Annotated in this window: 21 protein-coding genes; 17 read left to right on the forward strand and 4 right to left on the reverse strand. The window is 36.5% G+C overall.

Features of this window, described 5'->3' with window-relative positions:
* Positions 1-9: 9 nt before the first annotated feature.
* Both SH601_RS05980 and SH601_RS05985 read left to right on the forward strand, forming a co-directional pair.
* On the forward strand, positions 10-1620 hold the full coding sequence (locus SH601_RS05980) for an extracellular solute-binding protein (protein ID WP_319957359.1): 1611 nt from the start codon (positions 10-12) through the stop codon (positions 1618-1620).
* Positions 1620-3071, forward strand: coding sequence for a glycoside hydrolase family 32 protein (locus tag SH601_RS05985; protein WP_319957360.1), 1452 nt, complete (start codon positions 1620-1622; stop codon positions 3069-3071). Before SH601_RS05980 ends, SH601_RS05985 begins: the two co-directional genes overlap by 1 nt.
* A 159-nt stretch (positions 3072-3230) precedes the next feature.
* Here SH601_RS05985 and SH601_RS05990 read toward each other — a convergent pair whose 3' ends face one another.
* Positions 3231-3377 carry a BH0509 family protein gene (locus SH601_RS05990; protein ID WP_319957361.1) on the reverse strand — a complete coding sequence of 49 codons (147 nt, stop codon included), beginning with the start codon at positions 3375-3377 and terminating at the stop codon, positions 3231-3233.
* An 83-nt stretch (positions 3378-3460) separates the two neighbouring features.
* A complete protein-coding gene (locus SH601_RS05995) occupies positions 3461-4141 on the reverse strand; it encodes a hypothetical protein (RefSeq protein ID WP_319957362.1) in 681 nt (226 codons plus the stop codon).
* Between the two features lie 241 nt (positions 4142-4382).
* Here SH601_RS05995 and SH601_RS06000 point away from each other — a divergent pair, with 241 nt between their 5' ends.
* Genes SH601_RS06000 through SH601_RS06010 form a run of 3 tightly spaced genes read left to right on the forward strand, consistent with a single transcriptional unit; the run spans position 4383 to position 7039 of the window.
* Positions 4383-5162 carry an ABC transporter ATP-binding protein gene (locus SH601_RS06000; RefSeq protein WP_319957363.1) on the forward strand — a complete coding sequence of 260 codons (780 nt, stop codon included), beginning with the start codon at positions 4383-4385 and terminating at the stop codon, positions 5160-5162.
* Positions 5163-5177: 15 nt separating this feature from the next.
* Positions 5178-6017, forward strand: coding sequence for an ABC transporter permease (locus SH601_RS06005; protein ID WP_319957364.1), 840 nt, complete (start codon positions 5178-5180; stop codon positions 6015-6017).
* 20 nt (positions 6018-6037) lie between these two features.
* Positions 6038-7039: an ABC transporter substrate-binding protein gene (locus SH601_RS06010; protein ID WP_319957365.1), complete on the forward strand. Its 1002-nt coding sequence runs from the start codon at positions 6038-6040 to the stop codon at positions 7037-7039.
* 195 nt (positions 7040-7234) lie between these two features.
* Here SH601_RS06010 and SH601_RS06015 read toward each other — a convergent pair whose 3' ends face one another.
* Both SH601_RS06015 and SH601_RS06020 read right to left on the reverse strand, forming a co-directional pair.
* The gene (locus SH601_RS06015; protein ID WP_319957366.1) at positions 7235-8116 is read right to left on the reverse strand and encodes a LysR family transcriptional regulator; all 882 of its coding nucleotides are present in this window, start codon (positions 8114-8116) and stop codon (positions 7235-7237) included.
* 117 nt (positions 8117-8233) lie between these two features.
* Positions 8234-9022, reverse strand: coding sequence for a sulfite exporter TauE/SafE family protein (locus tag SH601_RS06020; protein ID WP_319957367.1), 789 nt, complete (start codon positions 9020-9022; stop codon positions 8234-8236).
* Positions 9023-9320: 298 nt separating this feature from the next.
* On the opposite strand from SH601_RS06020, the gene SH601_RS06025 reads away from it, so the two are divergent.
* The 12 genes from SH601_RS06025 to SH601_RS06075 all read left to right on the forward strand — a co-directional run bounded on the left by SH601_RS06025 (position 9321) and on the right by SH601_RS06075 (position 24276).
* The gene (locus SH601_RS06025) at positions 9321-9905 is read left to right on the forward strand and encodes a YesL family protein (protein WP_319957368.1); all 585 of its coding nucleotides are present in this window, start codon (positions 9321-9323) and stop codon (positions 9903-9905) included.
* Between the two features lie 158 nt (positions 9906-10063).
* Positions 10064-12370: an AraC family transcriptional regulator gene (locus SH601_RS06030; protein ID WP_319957369.1), complete on the forward strand. Its 2307-nt coding sequence runs from the start codon at positions 10064-10066 to the stop codon at positions 12368-12370.
* A 255-nt stretch (positions 12371-12625) separates the two neighbouring features.
* Positions 12626-14269 carry an extracellular solute-binding protein gene (locus SH601_RS06035; RefSeq protein WP_319957370.1) on the forward strand — a complete coding sequence of 548 codons (1644 nt, stop codon included), beginning with the start codon at positions 12626-12628 and terminating at the stop codon, positions 14267-14269.
* A gap of 148 nt (positions 14270-14417) precedes the next feature.
* Positions 14418-15335, forward strand: coding sequence for an ABC transporter permease (locus SH601_RS06040; RefSeq protein WP_319957699.1), 918 nt, complete (start codon positions 14418-14420; stop codon positions 15333-15335).
* 13 nt (positions 15336-15348) lie between these two features.
* Positions 15349-16224, forward strand: a complete 876-nt coding sequence (locus SH601_RS06045; protein ID WP_319957371.1) for a carbohydrate ABC transporter permease — start codon at positions 15349-15351, stop codon at positions 16222-16224.
* A 101-nt stretch (positions 16225-16325) separates the two neighbouring features.
* Positions 16326-17471: a DUF2264 domain-containing protein gene (locus SH601_RS06050; protein WP_319957372.1), complete on the forward strand. Its 1146-nt coding sequence runs from the start codon at positions 16326-16328 to the stop codon at positions 17469-17471.
* A gap of 102 nt (positions 17472-17573) precedes the next feature.
* Positions 17574-17816, forward strand: a complete 243-nt coding sequence (locus SH601_RS17605; protein WP_413775103.1) for a Fic family protein — start codon at positions 17574-17576, stop codon at positions 17814-17816.
* A 57-nt stretch (positions 17817-17873) separates the two neighbouring features.
* Entirely contained in the window at positions 17874-19157 is a 1284-nt protein-coding gene (locus SH601_RS06055) for an NCS2 family permease (protein ID WP_319957373.1), read from the forward strand.
* A 498-nt stretch (positions 19158-19655) separates the two neighbouring features.
* Positions 19656-21386, forward strand: coding sequence for a methyl-accepting chemotaxis protein (locus tag SH601_RS06060; RefSeq protein WP_319957374.1), 1731 nt, complete (start codon positions 19656-19658; stop codon positions 21384-21386).
* A gap of 167 nt (positions 21387-21553) precedes the next feature.
* A complete protein-coding gene (locus tag SH601_RS06065; RefSeq protein ID WP_319957375.1) occupies positions 21554-22405 on the forward strand; it encodes a metallophosphoesterase family protein in 852 nt (283 codons plus the stop codon).
* Positions 22406-22516: 111 nt separating this feature from the next.
* Positions 22517-23131: an NDxxF motif lipoprotein gene (locus SH601_RS06070; RefSeq protein ID WP_319957376.1), complete on the forward strand. Its 615-nt coding sequence runs from the start codon at positions 22517-22519 to the stop codon at positions 23129-23131.
* Between the two features lie 221 nt (positions 23132-23352).
* Entirely contained in the window at positions 23353-24276 is a 924-nt protein-coding gene (locus SH601_RS06075; protein ID WP_319957377.1) for a nucleoside hydrolase, read from the forward strand.
* Positions 24277-24396: the final 120 nt, after the last annotated feature.

A 24396-nucleotide genomic window follows, 5' to 3' on the forward strand; every position in this document is an offset into this window, starting at 1 on the left:
GGTGTATTTATGAAAAATATTTATCGTTGTTTATTAATGAGTCTTTTATTAAGTATTCTTTTCATTGCAGGATGTAGTAATAGTAATGAGCAAGCTTCATCAGAAAATTATGAGCTGAGTAATATTACCTTTCCTTTAGAAGAGAAAGTAACATTAAAATTTATAACGGAAAGTTCGCCAATGGCTCCAGAGGATCCTAATGATAAGTTAATATTGCAACGCCTAGAAGAAGAGACGGGTGTGCATATCGAGTGGAAAAATTATACTGGCGAATCATTTGCTGAAAAAAGAAATTTGGCTGTAGCAAGTGGCGATTTACCAGATGCAATTATGAATGCAGGTTACAGTGATTATGAGTTATTAAATTTAGCTAGTGATGAGGCAATTATTCCTGTTGAAGATTTAATTGATCAATATATGCCAAATTTACAGAAAGTATTAGAGCAAGCGCCTGAATATCGTGCGATGATGACGGCACCTGATGGGCATATTTATGCTTTTCCATGGATTGAAGAACTAGGAGCAGGAAAAGAAAGTATTCATTCACTTGATGCAACAGGCTGGATTAATGTTGAATGGTTAGATGAACTTGGTCTAAAGATGCCATCAACAACAGAAGAGCTGAAGGAAGTGTTAACTGCATTTAAAGAGAATGATATGGCTGGAGATGGTCACACAATTCCGATGTCCTTTATGATCAATCATGGTGGAGAAGATCTTTCTTTCTTATTTTCACCATTTGGAGATGGAGAAAACTGGGATCATACTGTTGTAAGCAATGATAATGAGGTAATATTCACATCAGCACAAGAAGGATATAAGGATGCGATAATGTATTTGCATGAATTATATGATTTGAATTTAATTGATATAGAAGCTTTTGAACAAGATTGGAATTCTTATTTAGCTAAAGGTAAAGAAGATAGATATGGTTTGTACTTTACTTGGGATAAAGCAAATATAACGGGTCATAACGATGCATACCAGTTATTACCACCGTTAGAAGGTCCTGATGGTCACAAGCATGTGGCGCGTTCCAATGGAATGGGGTTTGATCGTGCTCGTATGGTAATAACGAGTGCAAATGAAAATTTAGAATTAACAGCAAAGTGGATTGATCAATTATATGACCCATATCAGTCTGTACAAAATAATTGGGGAACATATGGTGATGAAGAAAAACAAAATATATTTGAGTACGAGCAAAATGATCAAATGTTAAAGCATTTAGCTTTAGAGGGAACGGCACCAGTCGAATTACGGGAGGAAACGTCTATTGGAGGTCCGTTAGCAATTTTAGATAGTTATTACGATGAAGTTACGACAATGCCAGATGATGCAGCGTGGAGATTAGAATTACTTCATGAAGAGTTAGTACCATATATGAACAATGATTATATTTATCCACAAGTATTTATGACGTTAGAGGAATTAGATGAGCTTTCCACAATTGAAGCTGATTTATTTCCATATGTAGAAAGGAAAAAAGCAGAATGGATTACTAATGGTAATGTGGAAGATGAATGGGAAGAGTACCTTACTGAATTAGATCGTTTAGGATATCAAGATTGGTTAGAAATTAAGCAGCTAGCATATGATAGAAATTTGGAGGAGCAATAATGAAATCGTTAAATCCAGAGAAGAAGTATCGACCATATTTACATTTTGTACCGAAAAAGAATTGGATGAATGATCCGAATGGCCTGATTTATTTTAAAGGAGAATATCATCTGTTCTTTCAGTATAATCCTAATGATAGCAAATGGGGCCCCATGCATTGGGGCCATGCTGTCAGTACAGATTTGATTACGTGGACAGAATTACCAATTGCTTTATATCCAGATGAACATGGTACTATTTTTTCAGGGAGTGCTGTAGTTGATTGGAATAACACTACGGGTTTTTTTCCTGATGAACCTGGAATTGTTGCGATATTTACGCACCATTTTGACAATGGTGTGGATAACCCACCAAAACAGTCACAAAGTTTAGCGTACAGTCATGATAATGGAAGAACGTGGATAAAGTATGGTGATAACCCTGTTTTAGAACATGATCGTAAAATAGATTTTAGAGACCCCAAAGTATTTTGGCACAAAAATACTGATAAATGGATAATGGTATTGGCAACTGGTCAAACAGTGTCGATCTATTCTTCTGTAAATTTAATAAACTGGCATTTCGAAAGTGAATTTGGTACCGATGTAGGGTCACATGATGGTGTTTGGGAGTGTCCAGATTTGTTTGAATTAGCAGTGGATAATACAAATGAATCTAAGTGGATGCTGATTGTAAGTATTGGAGATAACCTTCATTTAGATCAAGGTTCGCGTACGCAATATTTCATAGGTTCATTTGATGGTAGTCGATTTCATGTAGAGCATGAAACGATAAAATGGCTGGATTATGGAAAAGATAATTATGCAGGTGTGAGTTTTTCAGATATACCAACAACAGATGGACGACGTATTTATTTAGGGTGGATGAGTAATTGGCGTTATGCGAATGAAGTACCAACTCATGGTTGGAGGAGTGAGATGACAGTTCCAAGAGAATTAACGCTCTGTAAATATGACAATTCTTATTATGTTGTACAACAACCTGTAAAGGAATTGGATCAGTATTTTACTACAAGAGAAAAGGTGATAAATAAGCAAGTTAGTAAAGAGGTGCGTTATGCTTTTGATGAATTATATGGAATGATCACCTTAGTTCTGGAGAATCAAGGTGCAACCAAATATCGTTTGGATATTCATCATACAGAATCGAATGTTACATCTGTAATAATAGATATGGAAGAGAGTGTGTTAACTTTAGATCGTAGTAGATCAGGAGTTACTTCTTTTTCAGATAATTTCTCGCTGCATCAGAAATTACCATTACTTCAGACAGAACAAATAGAATTAAATATCTTGATAGATTCTTCCTCTATAGAAATATTTGTGAATGGTGGAGAATTAGCCTTAACTAGCTTAGTATATCCGGATAAAACCTGTAAAGAAATCTCTCTTCATACTTTTAATGGTGATGTGATCATTAAAGAAGGATATTTTTCTAAGCCTATTTCATAAATGTCTAATGGGGATAGTGAAATAAAAGGAAGTAACAGCAGGGTGCATTGATTACGTTCTTATCTTATTAAAAACAGCTCTTGGCCTAAATAACCAAGAGCTGTTTTAACGTTTATCACGGTGTAAACGTACGCTGATTGAAGTCTCATTCGTTATATATTACATCAAGTCATATACAGATTCCTCGAAATAGAGCCAGTGAAAATACTCAATTTGTTCGTCCGTCATTTTTGCCACCGCTTCTTCACTGAATTTATTTTGTTCTAGAAGGTGCTTCATTTTGTCGTTTCTTTCCATTTGGCTCATAATAAGTCCTCCTTTGACTAGGTTAATCGTTATTTTATAAAGCGCTTTCACTAGCTGTTTTTATTATACATCTTGTTATGAGATTATACAAATATCAAAAAGTGATAGGTTGTAAAGAAGTGATATGAGGGTGGAATGATTAAACGTTTAACTTTTTTCCTTGTTGTGTCCATGAGGCTGCTTCTCATGGACATAACTTTTCCTTTTCTTCTTGTTGTGTCCATGATGCCGCTTCTCATGGACATAACTTTCGCTTTTTTCTGTGTTGTGTCCATGAGTCCGCTTCTCATGGACATAACTTTTCCTTTTTTCCGTGTTGTGTCCATGATGCCGTTTCTCATGGACATAACTTTTACTTTTCTTCTTGTTGTGTCCATGAGTCCGCTTCTCATGGACATAACTTTTCCTTTTCTTCTTGTTGTGTCCATGAGTCCGCTTCTCATGGACATAACTTTCGCTTTTTTCCGTGTTGTGTCCATGAGTCCGCTTCTCATGGACATAACTTTTATTTTTTTCTGTGTTGTGTCCATGAGGCTGCTTCTCATGGACATAACTTTTATTTTTTTCTGTGTTGTGTCCATGAGGCTGCTTCTCATGGACATAACTTTTCCTTTTCTTCTTGTTGTGTCCATGATGCCGCTTCTCATGGACATAACTTTCGCTTTTTTCTGTGTTGTGTCCATGAGGTTGCTTCTCATGGACATAACTTTTCCTTTTTTCTGTGTTATGTCCATGAGTCCGCTTCTCATGGACATAACTTTCAATTTTTCTCCTGCTGTGTCCATGAAGCTAAATATAATACACCCACTTATTAGTTCCAACGCATTTGAAATCAGTGGGAGTTCAAAACTCCTACTGATTGAAGTCTCACTTTATTACAATAAGTGTTAGGTTTTTCATCAAAATACAGTAACAAAAATATAAAAAATCGATAATATAGTATAAACACCTAATAAGGTAGGGCAGCACATACTGCATTTTTAATGGATGTAAGGAGCGAAAGAAATGTATAAACTCCAAGTGAACAATGGCGGGAAAGTATTTAAAAAAGATGGGAAAGAAATAGTTGCATTAGAAGAAATGAGTATCCAAATAGAAACAGGCAAGTTCGTTAGTATTATCGGACCAAGTGGTTGTGGTAAGTCAACACTATTTAATATGATCGCCGGATTATTACTACCAACCTCTGGGGAAATATTGTTGGATGGTCAAAACATCGTTGGGAAGAGTGGACGTGTGGGCTATATGCTGCAGAAAGATTTATTACTTCCTTGGCGAACAATTCTTGCCAATATCATTTTAGGTTTAGAACTAAAAGGGGTGCCCAAAAAAGAAGCGGAAAAACGAGCGTTACCTTTAATAAACAAATATGGATTAGGTGGCTTTGAATATCATTATCCTAGTGAACTTTCTGGAGGGATGAGACAAAGAGCCGCGCTTCTGCGGACCTTACTGTATGATCAAGATGTCATTTTATTAGATGAACCATTTGGTGCTTTAGATGCGCAAACAAGATTACTTATGCAAACGTGGCTTATGCAAATTTGGCAAGATTTTAAAAAGACCGTGCTATTTATTACGCATGATATAGATGAAGCGATTTACTTATCAGATGAAATTTATGTGCTCTCACCACGACCAGGCAGATTAAAAGAAATAGTATCGATTGACCTTCCACGGCCACGTACACAAGCAAGTTTATCAACGGTAGAATTTGTTCAGTTAAAACAGCAGTTACTTAGCATGTTAGAAGAAGATCGGATAAAGGTGGATAGCGTGAAGTAAGGGGGGAGGTACAAAATGAGTAGTAGGCCTAATAATAAGGCAGTAAACGAAGGAGATCTAACGCAAACGATTATAGAAGATGCTGATCAGACCGAAAGAAAAATAAGAAATTGGACATTATTAGGTAGAGTGTTGGTTGGAGTTGTGTTGATCGTTTGTTGGGAGCTGTTCACACGAATTAATTGGATCGATGCATACTATTGGAGTAATCCCACTACGATTCTTCAAACAGGCTGGATTGCTTTAACAGAAGGAGCATTACTGGCAGATCTCGTGTACACATCAGGAGCGACAATTATCGGGTTTGTATTGGGGATTTTTATTGGTGCTTTATTGGGATTGTCCTTTTGGTGGTCGGAGTTGTATGCGCGAATCTCTGAACCTTACATTATCGCATTTAATGCTATTCCAAAGCTGGCACTTGCGCCGGTATTAGTCATTATGTTTGGGATTGGATTTAGCTCGAAAGTGATTCTTGCCTTTATGATGACAGTTATTGTTACAGCCTTAGCGGCAAAAAGTGGTGTGCATGCTGTTGATAAAGATTTAGAGAAGTTATTATTTTCATTAGGTGCAACAAGACGACAAGTATTTGCGAAAGTGGTGATTCCCTCTGCAATGCCGTGGATCGTTAGTAGTTTCAAAATCAATATCGCTTTAGCACTAGCGGGAACGATTGTAGGAGAATTCATTAGCTCCCGTCAAGGAATAGGTAGAATGATTTTATATGCAGGTCAAACAATGGATACAGACCTTGTTTGGGTAGGGGTTGTTGTGCTATCGGTTTTATCTATTTTGATGTATTTAGGAACGGTAGGGCTTGAAAAAATGTTATTACGTGGAAGACCGCAATAACAAGAGAAAGGAACAATTGTATGAAGAAAATGTTACTGCTATGTACGATGTTGTTATTAGTGCTAGCTGGATGTATGAATTCCTCTGATTCTGAAGAGGAACTGAAGAAAATAACGATAGCAGAACCGATCCATTTAATCGGTTATTTGCCTTTATATATTGCGATTCATGAGGGATATTTTGAAGAAGTTGGCTTAGATGTGGAGATGGTGACCTCTACTGGTGGAGCGCATGTAACAACAGTAGTTAGTGATGACGCATGGGGCAATATTGCTGGACCAGACTCCAATCAAATGGCAAATATTGGGAGTGATGATCCGATTACAGCGATTGTGAATGTCGTTAATAGGGCAAATGTTTATATAATGGCGGAGAAGAACCAGACCTTAGAGGGTGAGAGTGACCAACAATTAAAAGAATTTATGGATGGAAAAACGATTGCAGCAGGGCGATATGGGGGAAGTCCTAACCTTTTAACAAGATGGTTGTTAATGAATATAGGGCTTGATCCTGAGCAAGATGTCGTGTTTGAGGAACCTGCAGACGGGGCAGCAGTCTTATCTTTAGTCGAAAATGGCCAGTCAGATATGGCTGTTGGGGCAGAGCCGCAAATTAATAACGGAATAGAAAAAGGTGTCTGGAATGAGCCTTTTTATAAATTCCCGGAGCTTGGTGATTATGCTTATTCTGTTGTAAGTGTGAAACAATCGACGATAGAAGAAGAGCCAGAGGTTGTACAAAGTTTTGTTGAAGCGGTGGTTAAAGCGCTAGAAGTAGTACAAGAAGATGAAGAATTAGCAATGCGTATATTAAAAGAGGAGTTTTCTACATCATCAGAAGCGGACTTACAAGCGTCTTTGGATAGAGCGTATGAAGATAACTTATGGAGTGTTGATGGCTATATTTCGGAAGAAGCGGTGGCTAAAGTAATGGAAGTCGTTGAACAAACAGGCGTATATACGGATGGTTATGACTATAATACGCTAGTAGATATGCAGTTTGTTGAAGCGGTTGAAAAATAGTATACAAACATCTATCACGATGCATGAGTCCGTAAAACCCCCACTTCAAGGTTCGAGTGAAAACGAGGAAGCGAAGATGGGGATAAACGGACGCTAACTCCCTGATAAGTCTCACTTTATTTGATAGATGATGGCGCTAGAATGGAAAGGGAGGTGTGTGAAAGCACTTGTTGTATTTACTGCTGTGGGTATGATTTAAATTTGGATAAACTCAACAAATGCTTTCATGCTATTTTTATTAAAGCGTTGTTTTCTGGTAACAAGCCAAAGATTCCGTTTGAATTCCACATCTTTTATTTTTGTTTCGCATAGTAATCCTAATTCTAGTTCGCGCTTAACCGTTAGACTGGACACGATACTTACGCCTAGATTGGCCTCTACCGCACTTTTGATTGCCTGTGTACTTCCTAAATCCATGTAGTTTTCTATGCTATTTAATATTTCGTATTCTTTCAGAAAGTTTTCGATAATAAGCCGAGTACCGGATGTGGGCTCTCGCCAAAGCATTCTTTCATGTGTTAGATCTTGAAGAGTAATCGTATCACGATCTTTCCATGGATGATCAGGAGAATGAATAAGGATTAACTCGTCCTCCGCAATACTTTTTACTTGTAAGTTTTTATCCGTGACAATCCCTTCGACCAAAGCGAGGTCAATAACGCCGTTAGCCAAAGCTTCCAGGACACGTGGTGTGTTTTCGACTAAGAGTGATATATTTATGTCGGGATTTTTCTTATTGAATTTGCCTAAGAATCCCGGTAATAAATACTCTCCTATTGTAAGGCTAGCACCGACTTTTAACGATTCGTGGTAATTTCTATTATTTACTTCTACAGCATCCTTTGATCGTTTGAAATCTTCCACAATGGACTTAGCAAAAGGATATAATACCTTACCATTTTCCGTTAATATAAGCCTTCCATCTTTTCGGTCAAAAAGTAAGGTGTTGTAGATACTTTCCAATTGATGTATTTGTTTGGTCACTGCTGGCTGTGATACATAAGAAAGCTTGGCAGCCTGGCTAATGCTACCAACATCTACAACTAAACAGAACATTTGAAGCGTAGCAATGTTCATGGATATTACCTCCTCGTAGCATGTACATAATTATAAAGCAATTGATTATTTTAAACAATGCGTACTATATGAAACGAAGTGAAAGTCTTGACATAGGAAAGAGAAATAATCGCGTCATTAAGACATCGCGGCCTGTAAAATGTTGTATAAATTGATGCATACCATCAATAAAACACTAATATTAAATATTTTTTCTACATGCATATTGGTTAGCTTTGTCACCATAGCAGAACCAATCATACCGCCAAGTATTCCCCCTGGAATCATAAAGTAAAGCATCGATAAATCAGCATTTCCATAGCCAGTTGTAAATGCAATTAGTATCAAGGCGGACAACTGCGAGAAGAAAATGATGAAAATGGAATTAATAGCCGCATCTTTTGTGTTCATGGAGAAAAGCAATGATAAAATGGCTACATTAATTGGTCCTCCACCAATACCTAGGAATGCAGAAAGCAACCCTAGAAGAAAGCCAACTCCGAGTATAATCCATTTGTTTTGTAATACGAATGTATTCAGTCTATGTTTACGTTTAAAATAAATATAGATTAACAAAAGAAGGGTAGCTAATACCGCGGATTGTATAATGGCTGTAACCGTAGGAATATTTACTGATAATGTAAGCAGGTTAAATAATGCTTTTCCTGAACTACCACCAATGATAGAACCTATCGCAATGATTGGACTAGTGGTTTTATCAATTTTTACGTCTTTATTTGTACCATATTGAATTAATGAAACAGTAGCCATGGACAAGACAGTTGCAGCAGATAAAATCCCTATTGTAGCTAAGTCAAAATGGCCAAGTAAGTCTAAAATAGGCTTGATAATCACGCCACCGCCAAGTCCAGCAATGGACCCTAAGATAGAGGCAAAAAGCCCAACGATAAAATATATAATAATCATTAATAACAACTCCGATGTGCTAGTTTTTTTCTTGTTGCTGTAGCATATAATATATTAGCAGAGGTTTTCGAATAGCGATAATACAGTTCTTTAATAGCCTATAACTAAAAGATATAGGGGATCAGATGAACCAATATCACACTATATTCTGCACAATATTCAAAAATAAATGAATCATTAGCATTAGTAAATAGAGTAAAAGTCCTATTCCAACGAGGTGAAAGCGATTCCGTATACAAGCATTTGGATATAAAATATAATAACGACATATGAAATAAATAGGGGAAGGGGTGGAAAAATGACTGGAATTCCTGAATGGTATATCCGATTTGGCAATTGGATCTTCAAACTATTAATGCTGAATGTACTATGGTTTTTCGGCACATTATTAGGTCTTATCATTTTTGGTTTTTTTCCAGCTACAGTAGCTTTATTTGCCGTTATACGAAAATTAGTCATGCAAGCTGAAGAAGATGCGGCTATATTTCCATTGTTTTGGAGTACGTACAAAGCGGAGTTTGTGAAATCTAATTTATTAGGAATGATCGTATTATTGATTGGTGGATTATTTGCTTTTGACCTCTATATATTAAATCATTTAGAGCCAAGCATGTTGAATCAACTGTTAAGGATTATTCTTTTTGTAGCAATAATAGTGTACAGTGCATTTGTTACCTATATTTTCCCTGTTTTCGTTCACTATGATACGAACATGATTGGATACTTGAAATACACAATTATTTTAGTATTGGGAAGACCTTTCCATACGATGTTTATGCTCACTTGTTTAGTTGTTTTACTCTATCTATTGAGATGGATTCCAGGATTAATCCCTGTTTTTGGATTAAGTATGTTTGCGCTACTAATTATGAAGATCGCATAGCAATCGCTGCCAAAGTTTAATAATCATTAAAACATATAGTTGGAATAAGGAAATGAAAACAAAATTTAGTGGTGTTTTATTCTGCGTGCAGTTCAATGAAATGGTTATTATTCAGAACGATGTTTTAATTATCCTTCTTTAGAATAGAGGTGAATGCAGTGTTAAAATGGAAGCGCTTTAATAAACGAGAAACTCAATTAACTGTTTTCGTAAAACTTCTTGCCTCTTACTTAATTGTATTACTAATCCCTGTTATTATTGGTATCGTATTATTTAATCGGATTGAATCAAGTATGATCGAGAATGCACATAAGTCCAATACAGCTATGCTAGAACAGGTAAGAATTGTGTTAGATAACCGATTTGAAGAAGTAGAGCAACTATCCCTACAAATATCATTAAATCAGAAATTGAATCATTTAATGACAACGCAACGAAAGGCAAGTAATTATGAATATATTGATTTTATCAAGGAGCTTAGACAGTATCGAACGGTTAGTACAAATATTGATGATTTTTACGTATATTTTTCTCAGTCAGATGTGTTGCTATCACCAAGAATGAAAACGGATTCAAAACTATTTTTTAACCATATTAAGCAATATAAGGATTCTTCTTATAATGAGGTCATGACGAATAAGATGTCTGGTTTTCATTCAAAGGAATATTTTCCATCTGAAAAAGTAATCATGATTTCGGGTGAAAAAAACGTTATTACGCTTATTCAATCATTACCATATGGAGAGGTAAGGGATGTGAGAGGTGTACTTATGGTCCATATTGATGAGAAGCAGATTAGAAACATGCTTCAGCAATTAGAGGGCTTGAACCAAGGAGTCATGTATATTGCAGATCAGAAAAAGGAAATCATGATGTCTACGAATGCAAATGAGGAGGATTTTGAGGAGATCCAATCATTGCTGAATAAGAAAGAAGGTTCGTTTGAACAAGAAATAAATGGAACAGCTATGGTTGCTTCTTATTTAACTTCTGAAAAAAATGGTTGGACCTATGTCTCTTTATTTCCAAAGGCTTTTGTATTATCAAAAGTAAATCAAGTAAAATCTTTGGCTTTCGTTTTGCTAATTATAGCTATTGTCTTAGGAATGGTTGTTTCTTATTATTTAGCCAATCGGAATTATCGGCCAATTCGTGAAATGGTTCGTACAGTGATTGGGAATGAACGTCCAAAAGGTGAATTTACAAATGAGTTGGACTTAATAAAAGAAACCATCGTTCATTCTATTCATAAACAATCACAATTAAAACAAATCGTTTCTCAACAAGAACCAGTTATAAGAGCTAATTTTCTATTACGCTTAATACGTGGACAAGTCGATTTAATGACCATTTCAAAAAAAGAGTTAGCTAGCATGGGCGTTAACTTTAAAGGGAATTATTATAGTGCGATTGTTATCCAAATTGATGATTACTGTCCATTCACAACAGAAAATATAGATACGAAATGGGTATTGACCAGATTTATTATCACCAATCTTAGTGATGAGATATTAGATGGTAATGGATATACAATTGAAGTAGAACGAGACAAGCTAATTATCCTAAATAATCATTTGGATCCTAAAGAGATTGTAAATGATTCATCAGTGAACTCGGTTAAAAAATTGAAAGACATTTTAGAGCAACAATTCAGCATGAAGATTACCGTAGCCATTAGTCAAACTCATTATGGGTTAAATAAGGTTTCAGAATGTTACGGAGAAGCAATGATGGCTTTAGACTTTAGGGTGATCAAAGGACCTGGCTCTATCATTTTTTATCATGATATCAAAGACAAAACTAGCTATCATTATCATTTTCCTATGGAGGCGGAAGTTCAGATACTTAACTTTGCGAAAAATGGTGATTTTGTCAATGTGAAGAAATTACTGGATCAAATATTTAATAACAATGTACAGCAAGAAATGACTCCTGAAATAAGTAAATGTCTGGCATATGATTTATTAAGTACGTGGGTTAAGTTGCTTAGTATTCTAAGTGCAGAAGATAAGAAAAGTTTTATAGATAGGAAGCAGCCATTTAAGATAATTTCAGAGTCTAATACATTAGAAGAATTACAACAAAAAATTAAATCTCTATATTTTGAATTCTGTGATAAAATGCAAGAAAATCAATCGAATCAAGGAGAGCGTCTATATAAGGAAATTACTCATTTTATTGAAGAAAACTATCACAAAAACGTGCTTGGTCTTGGAATGATTGCTGAGCATTTTGCGATGAATTCATCCTATTTGTCTTCTTTTTTTAAAAAACAAAGTGGTATGACACTTAGTGAATTTATTACGACGGTTAGAATAGAAGAATCTAAAAAAATGCTCTCCAATCGAAAACTAACGATATCGGAGATTGCGACAAAAGTAGGTTATGCAAATAGTGTTGGCTTAATTAGAGTATTTAAAAAAGTGGAAGGCGTAACACCTGGTCAGTATCGAGAGATTATGTGAAGAAATTCTATAGAAAATCGAAAATAAGTGATTGAAATGATCCTTTCTCATGACATTTTGGGAGAGGATTTACTATGTGTATCAACTGATTAAACGCCGATATATAAAGAGCGGATAACGTAATAAAGCAAGGATAATAGACGTTTCTAATATATTGATAACTAATCTAAAGAATGTACTATATCGTTTTATCCTTCTTTTGAAGTATGCTTGTTACGAATTAATTATTTTATTCTGTTGAAAAGGGAGGAGTACATGATTATGTGGCAGAAAATGAAAGCGTTATCTGTTTTGCTGTTGTTGCTATTAATTCTGTTAGTGGTAGGTTGCTCCAGTAATGACACAGCTGGTGAGCAAGAGGAAAACATTGATGGAGAAGATATGGAACTAAAAGATCCAGGTGAGGTAGGATATCCAGAGGAAATTACCTATTGGACGGAATTAAATGCTAGTGTTGCACAAACATCACAAACACTTAATGATGTTGGAGTTTATCAGGAGTTAGAAAAAATAACGGGTACAAAAGTTGACTTTAAACACCCATCAGGAGAAGGTACGGATATAACAGAACAGTTTAATCTAATGATTGCATCAGGACAACTACCAGATGTTATTGAATATAATTGGCGGACAGTTCCGAATGGTCCTGATCAGGCAATTGAGTCAGGGACCATTATACGTTTGAATGAATTGATAGAAAATTATGCGCCGAATCTTAATCGTTATTTAAATGAGAATCCAGAAGTGAAGAAAATGGTGACAACGGATGCAGGGAATATGTATTCTTTTCCTTTTCTTCGTGGGGATGAAAAACTAATGGTATTTATGGGGATGATGATTCGTCAAGATTGGCTGGACGAACTTGATTTAGAAAAACCATCGACGATTAGTGAATGGGAAGAAGTTTTGACTGCTTTTAAAAATACGGATTTTAATGGAAATGGCGAGCAAGATGTGATCCCGCTCTTAGTTCAGCCTGATGACATTAAGAATATTGGACCATTTCTTGGTGCATACGGTATTCATGCGCAATTTTATAATGATAACGGGACTGTTAAATACGGATCGATTCAGCCTGAATTTAAAGAATTTTTAACTACGATGAACAAGTGGTATGAAGATGGATTACTTGATCCAGATTTTGCTGCAATTGATACAACATTATTAGATGCTAAAGTAACAAATAATCAACTTGGTAGTTTATTTGGCTATACTGGTGGCGGTATAGGTAAATATATGGGGTTAATGCAAGATAGAGATCCGGAATTTTCGCTTGCTCCAACAGCTCATCCTAGTCTTAAAGAGGGCGAAAAGGCAGCAACAGCTCAACGTGCACATCCGTATGAAGGTTTTCATAGTGTAGCAATTTCAGGTTTGGCTGAAAATCCAGAGGAAATTGTTAAATGGCTTGATTATGCATACTCTGAGGAAGGACATATGCTCTTTAATTTCGGTATTGAAGGTGAAAGTTATGACATGATAGATGGCTATCCAACTTATTCGGAGGAGATTACGAATAATCCAGATGGTCTGCCTATGAGTGATGCATTAGGTAAATATATCAGAGCTTCTTATGGAGGACCGCTCGTGCAAGATGTACGTTATGTAGAGCAATACCTAGAATTGCCTGAACAGCAAGAAGCAGTGGAAATATGGGGAGAAACAGCAGAAAATGAAATCAATATGCCTCCAACCACGTTAAATGCTGATGAAAGTGAAGAGTATAGTTCCATTATGAGTGATTTGGATACGTATTATGACGAAATGCTTGTTAGATTCATAATGGGAGAAGAACCTTTAGGTCATTTCGATAATTTTGTCGAGACGCTAAAAGGTATGGGGATTGAAAGAGCGATTGAACTGCAACAAGCAGCTTTAGATCGTTATATGGAAAGGTAACTATCGAATGTATGCTGTCGTGTTGAGATTCTTGACATGACAGCAAATGATCTATCTTCATTATGAAGAAAGGGGTGAGCAGATGAGGAAAACGAAGCAGGAAGCTCCTACTTTTCAAGCTAACTCGAAAAGTAGCTTACGAGAGAAAATGGCTAACTTCAACGAGAAGGTAAAAAAAGATTTTAAGCGAAATAAAATCATCTATCTGATGGTTTCACCAGTTGTATTATATTACATCGTTTTCCAATACGGCCCAATGTATGGATTGCAAATTGCTTTTAAAGATTATTCGCCGGTACTCGGATTCCTTGGAAGTCCATGGGTAGGCTTCGATCATTTTAAGGAATTTTTTAATAGTTTCTTTTTTTGGAGGTTATTAAAAAATACGATTATTCTTAGTTTTTACAGTTTGATTTTTGCCTTTCCTGCTGGAATTATATTGGCATTGTTACTGAATGAGGTGAGAAGCAAAATGTTCAAACGAACTGTCCAAACGGTTACGTACATGCCTCATTTTATCTCATTGGTCGTTATCGTAGGGATCCTATTTGATTTTACTGCAAGAGATGGTGTGATTAATGACATCTTAGGGTTTTTATTTGGGATAGAACCAATTGCCTTCATGCAACAAGCAGAGTGGTTCCGAACACTCTTTATCGGATCAGATATTTGGCAGAATGTTGGTTGGAGTTCTATTATCTTTCTTGCTGCGATGTCAAATATTGATACGGCATTATACGAAGCTGCCAAAATGGATGGTGCTGGACGATTTAAGCAAATGTTTCATATTACGTTACCGGGGATCATGCCAACAGTTGTTATCTTATTAATTTTGCTTATTGGCAAGTTTATGACAGTTGGTGAAGAAAAAATATTGTTAATGTACAATCCAACCACCTACGAAACTGCTGATGTCATTGGAACGTATGTTTACAGAAAAGGTATTTTAGAGAGTAATTTTAGTTATAGTGCAGCGGTAGGGTTATTTAAAGCGATAATTGCTTTTACGTTATTAGTTATTGCGAATGGAATAGCGAGAAAAGTTGGTGACACGAAATTATGGTAGGAGGTGATGCAGGATGCGAAAAACATTAGGGGAGCGTTTATTTGATTGGGCGAACATAACATTTTTGGTTCTTTTATCAATCGTAACGCTTTATCCATTACTTTATATATTATTTGCATCCTTGAGTGATCCCGCATATGTAGCACAAGCCAGAGGAATTATTCTTGCTCCCAAGGATTTTACTGTTGAAGCGTATAAAATGGTGTTTAATAACCCGATGATTGTTACTTCCTATCTGAATACGTTATTTTATGTGGTTGTTGGTACAACGGTAAATATCCTGTTAACCTCTTTAGGTGCTTATGCTTTATCAAGGAAAAATGTCATGTGGAGTAACGTTATTATGTTTATGATTGTCTTCACGATGTTTTTTGAAGGCGGTCTCATTCCGCTTTATTTACTTGTTGGTGAATTGAATTTGATCGATACACGCTGGGCATTGATTTTGCCAACAGCCGTTAGCGCATTTAATTTAATTATCATGCGTACGGCATTTCAAGGAATTCCGGAAAGTCTAGAAGAATCTGCACGTATTGATGGGGCGAACGATTTTACTATTTTGTTTAAAATTGTTCTTCCGTTATCCATGCCAGTTGTTGCTGTTATGATCCTATTCTATGGTGTGTTCCATTGGAATTCTTGGTTCCATGCGATGATTTTCTTGCAGGATAGAGAACTATTTCCAGTCCAGTTAATACTACGCGAAATCCTAATTGCAAATGACACCAGTAGCATGACGTCTGGAGTAAGCGCAGTAGATGCTATGCCAATAGGTGAAACAGTTAAGTATGCTACTATTATTGTAGCAACATTACCAATTCTATGTTTATATCCTTTCTTACAAAAGTATTTTGTTAAGGGGGTTATGATTGGTGGAATCAAAGGTTAACATGCATGGAGTTAGAAGGAGGTAAATATCCTCCTTCTCTTTTTGCTATAATGATAGATAATTACGATCCACTTTGAATTAATCTAGGGAGGGGAATTACAATGGTAAACGATCAAGAGCGAGAATATTGGCTACATTCTATGTTAAAAATAGCGGACCCTGTTTTGCAGCATTTGAAGGAAAGAACATTAAAAAGAGATATGCCAGTTGAAATGAAGGAAGGTACCAATCGGGAACAATTCGCTCATCTGGAAGCATTGGCCCGCTTATTAGTAGGGATGGCACCGTGGCTTGAGCAAGTGTGTGAAAATGGTGAGGAAGAAAAACTCCGAGTAGAATATGCGGAGTTAGCAAGAATGGCAATTGATGCTGGTACAGATCCACAGTCACCAGATTACATGAACTTTTCAGATGATTTTCAACCAATTGTAGATACTGCTTTTTTAGCGCATGCACTGCTAAGAGCGCCGAACGAATTATGGAAAAAGCTTGATGAACGAATCAAGCAAAATGTGATTCAGGCACTAAAAGCTACAAGAACAAGAAAACCGATATTTTCAAACTGGCTTTTGTTTTCAGCGGTTATTGAAGCGTTTTTATATAAAGCTGGTGAAAAAGATTGGGATCCAATGCGGATAGACTATGCTCTAAACCAATTTCAACAATGGTATTTAGGGGATGGTGTATATAGTGATGGACCGGAGTATCATCATGACTATTATAACAGTTTTGTTATTCACCCGATGTTAGTAGATTTGATCGAAACAGTGGGATCGGAGTACCGCGAGTGGGGAGGATTGAAAGAATTAATTATCCAAAGATCACAGCGCTATGCAATGATTCAAGAGCGAACGATTTCACCAGAAGGAACGTTTCCTCCAGTTGGTAGGTCTTTAGCCTATCGTTTTGGTGTATTTCAATGTTTAGCACAACATGCTCTTCGAGGTGATTTACCAAGTGAATTAAAGCCAGGACAAGTAAGATCTGCTCTAACTGCTGTTATCAAGAAAACGATAGAAGCGCCTGGAACGTTTACTGAATCAGGATGGTTAACGATTGGATTTTTCGGACATCAGCCAGGGATAGGTGAGGGCTATATATCTACAGGTAGTGTTTATTTATGTTCTGCAGCCTTCTTGCCATTGGGATTACCAGCATCTGATCCATTTTGGCGTGATTCCCCAATGGAATGGACAGCAAAGCGAGTATGGTCTGGGAAGGAAATTCCGCTTGATCATGCTTGGTGATTAGTGAGTAGGGAAAGGTATTGTTTTTATCAGTTCAGCAACAAGATGAGGATTATGTGTATCATCAGTCATAATGGTTCGAATGTATAGGAATGATTTATCATAACTGAGCAAGTTACCGAGCAAGCTGATAAAGAAACGAGGAGTGAGATGCAAGAATTTCTACAGTTACAACATAGAGAATATTTTAGATCGAAAGTATTGAATCAAGGCGGATTATTAAAATTAACTATTCCAGATAAGCCTACAAGTCCAAAACAGAAATATTATACCGCTAACCTGTTAAGGCAAAACACGCATGTCTGTTCAAAAGTTGACATCTCCCGTAAATCTACTACAATATAAGTTGGCTCTTTAATTGGAGCGGGTTGGGAGAGGGACAATTTAATAGAAGGAATTACATTGAGAAAAGATATTTTTCAGTTAAAAGAACATGGGACAAGTGTAAAACAAGAGCTGTCTGCTGGTTTAATCGGATTTTTCACGATTGCATACATTATCGCAGTCAATTCTCTTATCCTATCTGAAGCAGGTGTTCCGTTAGAAGGAGCAGTTTTAGCAACTATTCTGACGTCATTTGTCGGATGTTTAATTATGGGATTTTGGGCGAATGCGCCAATCCTTGTTGTACCTGGTATGGGAATTAATGCGATGTTTGCCTACACACTTGTGCAATCGATGGAGCTTACCTGGCAACAAGCACTAGGGGTAACTGCCGTGTCTGGTCTTATCTTCACCGTCGTTGCTTTTTCTTCATTGACAACAGTGATTAAAAATGCGATACCTGAGTCATTGAAATTAGCGATCAACATTGGGATTGGGCTATTTTTGATGTTGATTGGTTTAGAAAATGGCCATTTAGTCGAACGTGGTGATCAATCGATTATTGCGTTAGGGGATTTTAGTGATCCAGCCGTTCTAGCAACAATTATTACGTTTATCATTGCGCTTATTTTGTTTGTACGTAATGTGAAAGGAAATTTTTTATGGACTATTCTCATCGGGACGCTGGTTGCCTATCTCTTAGGTGTCTTACCAGCTAAGACGAATGATTCGTTTTCTTTAGCAGCGTATGGAGATGTTTTTGGTGCGTTTTCCTTTGAAAATATAGCTTCTTTTCCATATTTAGTTGCTGTCTTTTCGATTACGATGGTCGTGTTGTTCGAAAATGTCGGTTTAACCTATGGACATGTTGCCGCAACAAACCGTCCAGAAAAGTTTAAAAAAGCATTCCAAGCAAACGGAATTTCTGTTATGTTTTCAGGTATCTTTGGTTCAAGTCCTACTGTTTCAACAGCTGAAACAACGGCAGCGATTACTGCTGGAGGGCGAACTGGTTTAACGACGATTACCACAGGTATCTTGTTTTTAGTTGTAACATTTTTTATTCCATATATCCAATTAATTCCGCCTAACGCAATCGCACCAGTGTTAATGATCATTGGAGGACTGATGATCCAAGATATTAAGAAATTGGATTTGCATGATCTAACAGAGTCCTTCCCAGCGATATTTATTATCGTCATGATTCCATTCACATTCAGTATTGCAGACGGAATTGCGATTGGATTTATTCTTTATGTGATTTTGAAATGGAGTACAGGTAATGCAAGGAAAGTATCCTTTGCATTATATGTGATTGCCACTCTATTCTTACTTCATTTCATTATTCACTTTGCACTTTGAGTCTTTGGTTTTCCAAAGACTCTTTTTATATTGTAGAAAAAGAGGCCGGAAACGTTTATGAACAAAAAAGATGTGAATTTTGATGTGAAGTGTAGATAAAAAGATATATGAACAAAAAGGAAGCAGATTTCGATGCAAAGTGTAGATAAATGAATATATGAACAAAAAGGAAGCAAATTTCGATGCAAAGTGTAGATAAAAAGATATATGAACAAAAAGATAAGGAATTTTCGATAGAATATGTTAATAAATACGTGTTTTCAGTTAGATATCTGAAAAATACTGTCCTTATATGTTAGCCTCAGAACTCTTTACGCTGCATACGGCTAGTCCAAAGGGTTTTTTCGCCAAAGTGGTGATACGCCTATCTATTAATCCATATCAACTTATTATTATAAGTGGAAATAGTTACAAAGAAATGGTAAAATGTATCTATATCAGTGTACGTCATTAATTTGTTCGTACAACATATAAAAAAAGCAATACGGGGGCGAAAAAATGAGAGGGCTTACAAAATGGTTGAAGTGGAACAATTTTCATCCTAACAATGTGAAGATTGGGAAGAAATATGGAGTTATCTTAAGTGTTGTGCTAGCATTATTTGTTATATCTACTATTGTTGTTAGTTTTTTGATCCAAACAGTAAAAAATGAAATGGATGTTATGGAACAAAGGGGGGAACGCGCGGTACTCGTAACAGAAATGGGGTCATTGATGCGCGCCCAAAGTGTAAGAATGGTCCAATATATGAACGATCCATCTGCTGATAAAGTAGAAGCATTTAATCAATCGAAGCAACAGTTTCTCTTTTTAGCACAAGAATTAACGGGAGAAATGAATAATGAGGAGGAGCAAGAGTTGCTTGATTCTATTATTCTACAAGCGCTAGACTATAACGTTTCCTTTGATGAAATCGTTATCAATGGAGAGGAAGGAAATGCAGACACTGTTGCACATCATGTAGATAGAGCACATCGGATTCAAGAGAATACGGTGCTAGCATTGGATGAATTGAAAGAGATGATGAATGAGCAACGGGTTGCAGCGGCTAATGAGGCTAAGCATAGCCAGACGCTGGTTTTAATTGCGCTTATTATCGCCATTATTGTTTCCTTTATTATAAGTATTCTCTTAATTATCATCGTTAATCGTATTATTTCTCGAAATCTAGCGAAAGTGGTTGCTGTAAGTAATGAAATAGCTGATGGCAATTTACAAGTAGAAGAAATTCGTTACCATGGTAAAGATGAGATTGGCCAATTAGCACATTCTGTCAATAGTATGAGTGCTAAATTAAAAGAGATTATTCAGCAAGTATCCAATGTGGCTAAAACGGTAAGTGCCCAGAGTGGTTTATTACATCAGTCAGCAAATGAAGTAAAGGCAGGAACGGAACAGATTGCTACTACTATGCAGGAATTATCTTCGGGAGCAGATACACAGGCTAACCATGCGAGCGATGTATCTGTTAAGATCGGAGAATTTTCGAATAGAGTAAAAGAAGCAAACGAAAATGGAATAAACGTAGAAAATGCATCTAGTAATGTATTGGAGATGACAGGTAATGGTAGAGAAATGATGGAATCGTCTGTCATACAAATGGGGAGGATTCATTCGATCGTACAAGATGCGGTAGAAAAAGTGCGAGGTTTAGACGGACAAACTAAAGAAATCTCCACATTAGTTGCTGTCATTAAAGATATTGCAGATCAAACCAATTTATTAGCTCTCAATGCGGCAATCGAAGCAGCACGAGCAGGTGAGCATGGCAAAGGCTTTGCTGTTGTAGCGGATGAAGTGAGAAAGTTAGCAGAGCAGGTCGGGGAATCCGTTTCAGATATTACAAGAATTGTAGGAAATATTCAAGGTGAATCTACGAATGTTACCGAATCGCTTGAACAAGGATATGAGCAAGTGGAAGCAGGTTCTACACAAATTGAAAAAACGGGAGAAACATTCAAACAAATTAATCAGGCAGTCAATGAGATGGTTTCAAGCATGCAAACTGTTACATCTAACTTATCTGAAATGGCGTCAAGTAGTGAAGCGATGACTAGTTCGGTAGAAGAGATTGCTTCGATTTCTGAAGAATCAGCAGCAGGTGTAGAAGAGACAACAGCGTCTGCTGAAGAAGCGAGTAGCCTAATGGAAGAAGTATCATCCAATTCAGAAGAGCTTGCAAAACTTGCGGATCAATTAAATGGATTAGTGAAACAGTTTAAGATTTAGTTTATTGTGGTGTGAAGAGACATAAGTATCCCAATACATTTTGCTAACAATCAGTGGGCGTTTCATACTCTCGCTGATTGAAGGGCAATTTTACTTTTCTTTACTAAAAATTAATCTAACCTTCATATTCGTTAGGTATGCTATTAGGTAAGGAGGGGATTCTTATAATGAAGTTTTCTGTAATTGCTGATTTACATTTTCCAGAGCTAGATCAAACGGTGGATGGATTGGAAGAAGCTAAGTGGAGCTTTTATCGCTCGTTTTTAGGAGACTTTCTAGACCATGATGCAGATATGCATATATCACTCGGAGATTTAACGAATTATGGAACGACGCAAGAATTAGAAGGTGTATATCAAATTATTAATAGCAAGGATAAAAACTTTTATCATGTGTTAGGTAACCATGATTTGTATGCACAATCAATTGAAAACGTATTAGCAATTACGAAACAACCTTTATATCATACTGTTGCGACAGATGATGTGATTTTTGCCTTTTTAAACACAGCGAAAGAAATGGATTACGATGACTGGGGTGGAACAATTAATCAGGAGCAATTAAATTGGTTAGAGGAAGTAATCGAAGCTTCTGGAACAAAGCCGCTGTTTGTATTTGCTCATCACCCTGTCTACAATACAACTGCTATTTCGAATCTGGATAAACGCTCCATTGATCCATCGATTGATATGTGGAGAATTTTAAATAAGAAAAAGGGTAAGGGTATTTATTTTAATGGACACAACCACCAAAATTCGATTGTACATAAAGGTAACTGGTCATTTGTTCAAATTGCAGCATGTCTTGATGAACAGGCGTGGCGTTCGATTGAATTGACCGAAAACCGGATTATCATTACGAAATATACCATTTCTAATCCTTTATTGGCGGGGCAAGCTTCATTTATCGCAAATAACATGGATCACTTCACTCCCTCCTCTTTTGTTTCGACAAAAGCAGAGGACAATAATGCTATCCTTCCTATTTTAGTAGAGCAAGATGTTATAACAAATAAATAAATGTGTCATAAGAAGGCTACCATTTGGTAGTCTTTTTTGGTATATTTACCTTTTATTGTATTATGATGTGTTATGATAATAGTAATTATTAATCAAAAAGGGGAGAAAATAATGCGGAAAATTTGTTTTACTATCCTGTTCGTTTTGTTGCTAACTGCCTGTTCTCAAGTAGATGTACCAGATGACAATGATTATACAGATGACGAAATCCCTCAAGTTGAAGACATTAAAATCCCAGACACCATTTTTCAATCAGATAAACAGAATGATACGATTGATGTGGAAGAAATCAAAACAAGTATTAAAACGTATTTAGATGCAAATGAAGAACTATTCGTTGCATTTGACCGGCTGGCGGATATTCTATATGAAAAGAAAAATCTCGCTGAAGAAGAGTTAGAAAAGCTAGAAACAGTGACAGATCTTACGGAAGAAAATGATGAGAATTTTGCTCATTATATAGCGAATAATACATTGCCAGCAGACTATCAAGAAGAATCAGAAAAAATCAGTGAATATATTTCTAATATTAATGAATATATGACACAGTTAGATGATAAGATAGACCAGTTTATAGATGGTATTAGTAATGGAGATTTTTCTTCCGAAACATTCGAGTTAATTCCGGATAATCTCGATGAAATGAATGGAAAAGTGCAAAAGGAAATAGAAGAATTTCTCGATGAAAAGGAAATTGATACAAAAGCATTTGGGCGTGAGGAATAGAATGACAGAGCCTTTCTATCGTGGTACATTATAAAGTGAGACTTCAATCAGTGGGAGTTTTTTACTCCCACTGATTGTTAGCGAAACTTATCAGGGCGTTAGCGTCCGTTTATCCCCCATCTTCGCTTCTTTGTTTTCACTCGAACCTTGAAGTGGGGGTTTTACGGACGTTTTCACCGTGATAAAGTAGTAACTAAATTATGATATGGGAGAGTTCAATCATGACAAAGCAGATAATTTTAGATGTAGACACTGGTATCGATGATGCACTTGCGATAACATATGCAGCACATTCACCTGAATTGAATCTTTTAGGGATTACCACCACATTTGGTAATACGTATGTTGATGTGGCAGCGCGTAATACATTAAATTTACTCCACTTACTAGGTAAAGATGATGTCCCTGTTTATAAAGGAATGTCCCAAATGTTAAATGGCGACGATCATCACCAGCCTGCAACATGGATTCATGGAGAGAATGGTGTAGGAAATGTCGATATGCCAGAAAGTCCGAAGCAGCCTGAAGCAATACCTGCACATGAATTTATCATTTCAACAGTTCGCGAATATCCGAATGAAGTAACGATTATCACCATGGCAAATCATAGCAACTTAGCAAGAGCGATTAAGCAAGATCCGGAGATTGCTTCATTAATTGATGAAGTAATTTTAATGGGTGGCGCTGTAACAACGGAAGGAAATATTACAGCACATGCGGAAGCGAATATTTATAATGATAGTGAAGCGGCTCAATTTACGATGCAATCAGGCGTGTCAATGACATTGATCGGCCTTGATGTGACAAGAAAAACATTATTAGACAAAGCAACAATTGACACTTGGGTAGAAAATGGTTCACCTTTAGCCGAAGCATTAGCCGGTATGTGCCAATTCTATATGGAAGCATATGAAAAAGAAGAGCCAATCTTAAAAGGCTGTCCATTACATGACCCACTAACAATTGGTGTTGCAGTAGAACCATCATTAGTCGAAACAAAACAAATGAACGTTAACGTTGTAACAGATGGCGAAGCAAACGGCCAAACAGTCGGAACAGAAGATGAGAACGGAAACGTAAAAGTAGCGTTGGAAGTAGATGCAGAAAAATTCGTTGCTCACTTTGCGAATAGAATATTAGGATAAGAAAAACCACTCGTCGTTTTCAGGCGAGTGGTTTTCAGTTGAAGACGTGCTATATGAACACAAATGAGAGAAGAAGGAAAGATTTTTGTAGATAAACGGATATATGGACACTTAGAAGAG

This window comes from Gracilibacillus pellucidus (assembly GCF_033949965.1).
Classification (GTDB): domain Bacteria; phylum Bacillota; class Bacilli; order Bacillales; family Amphibacillaceae; genus Gracilibacillus; species Gracilibacillus pellucidus.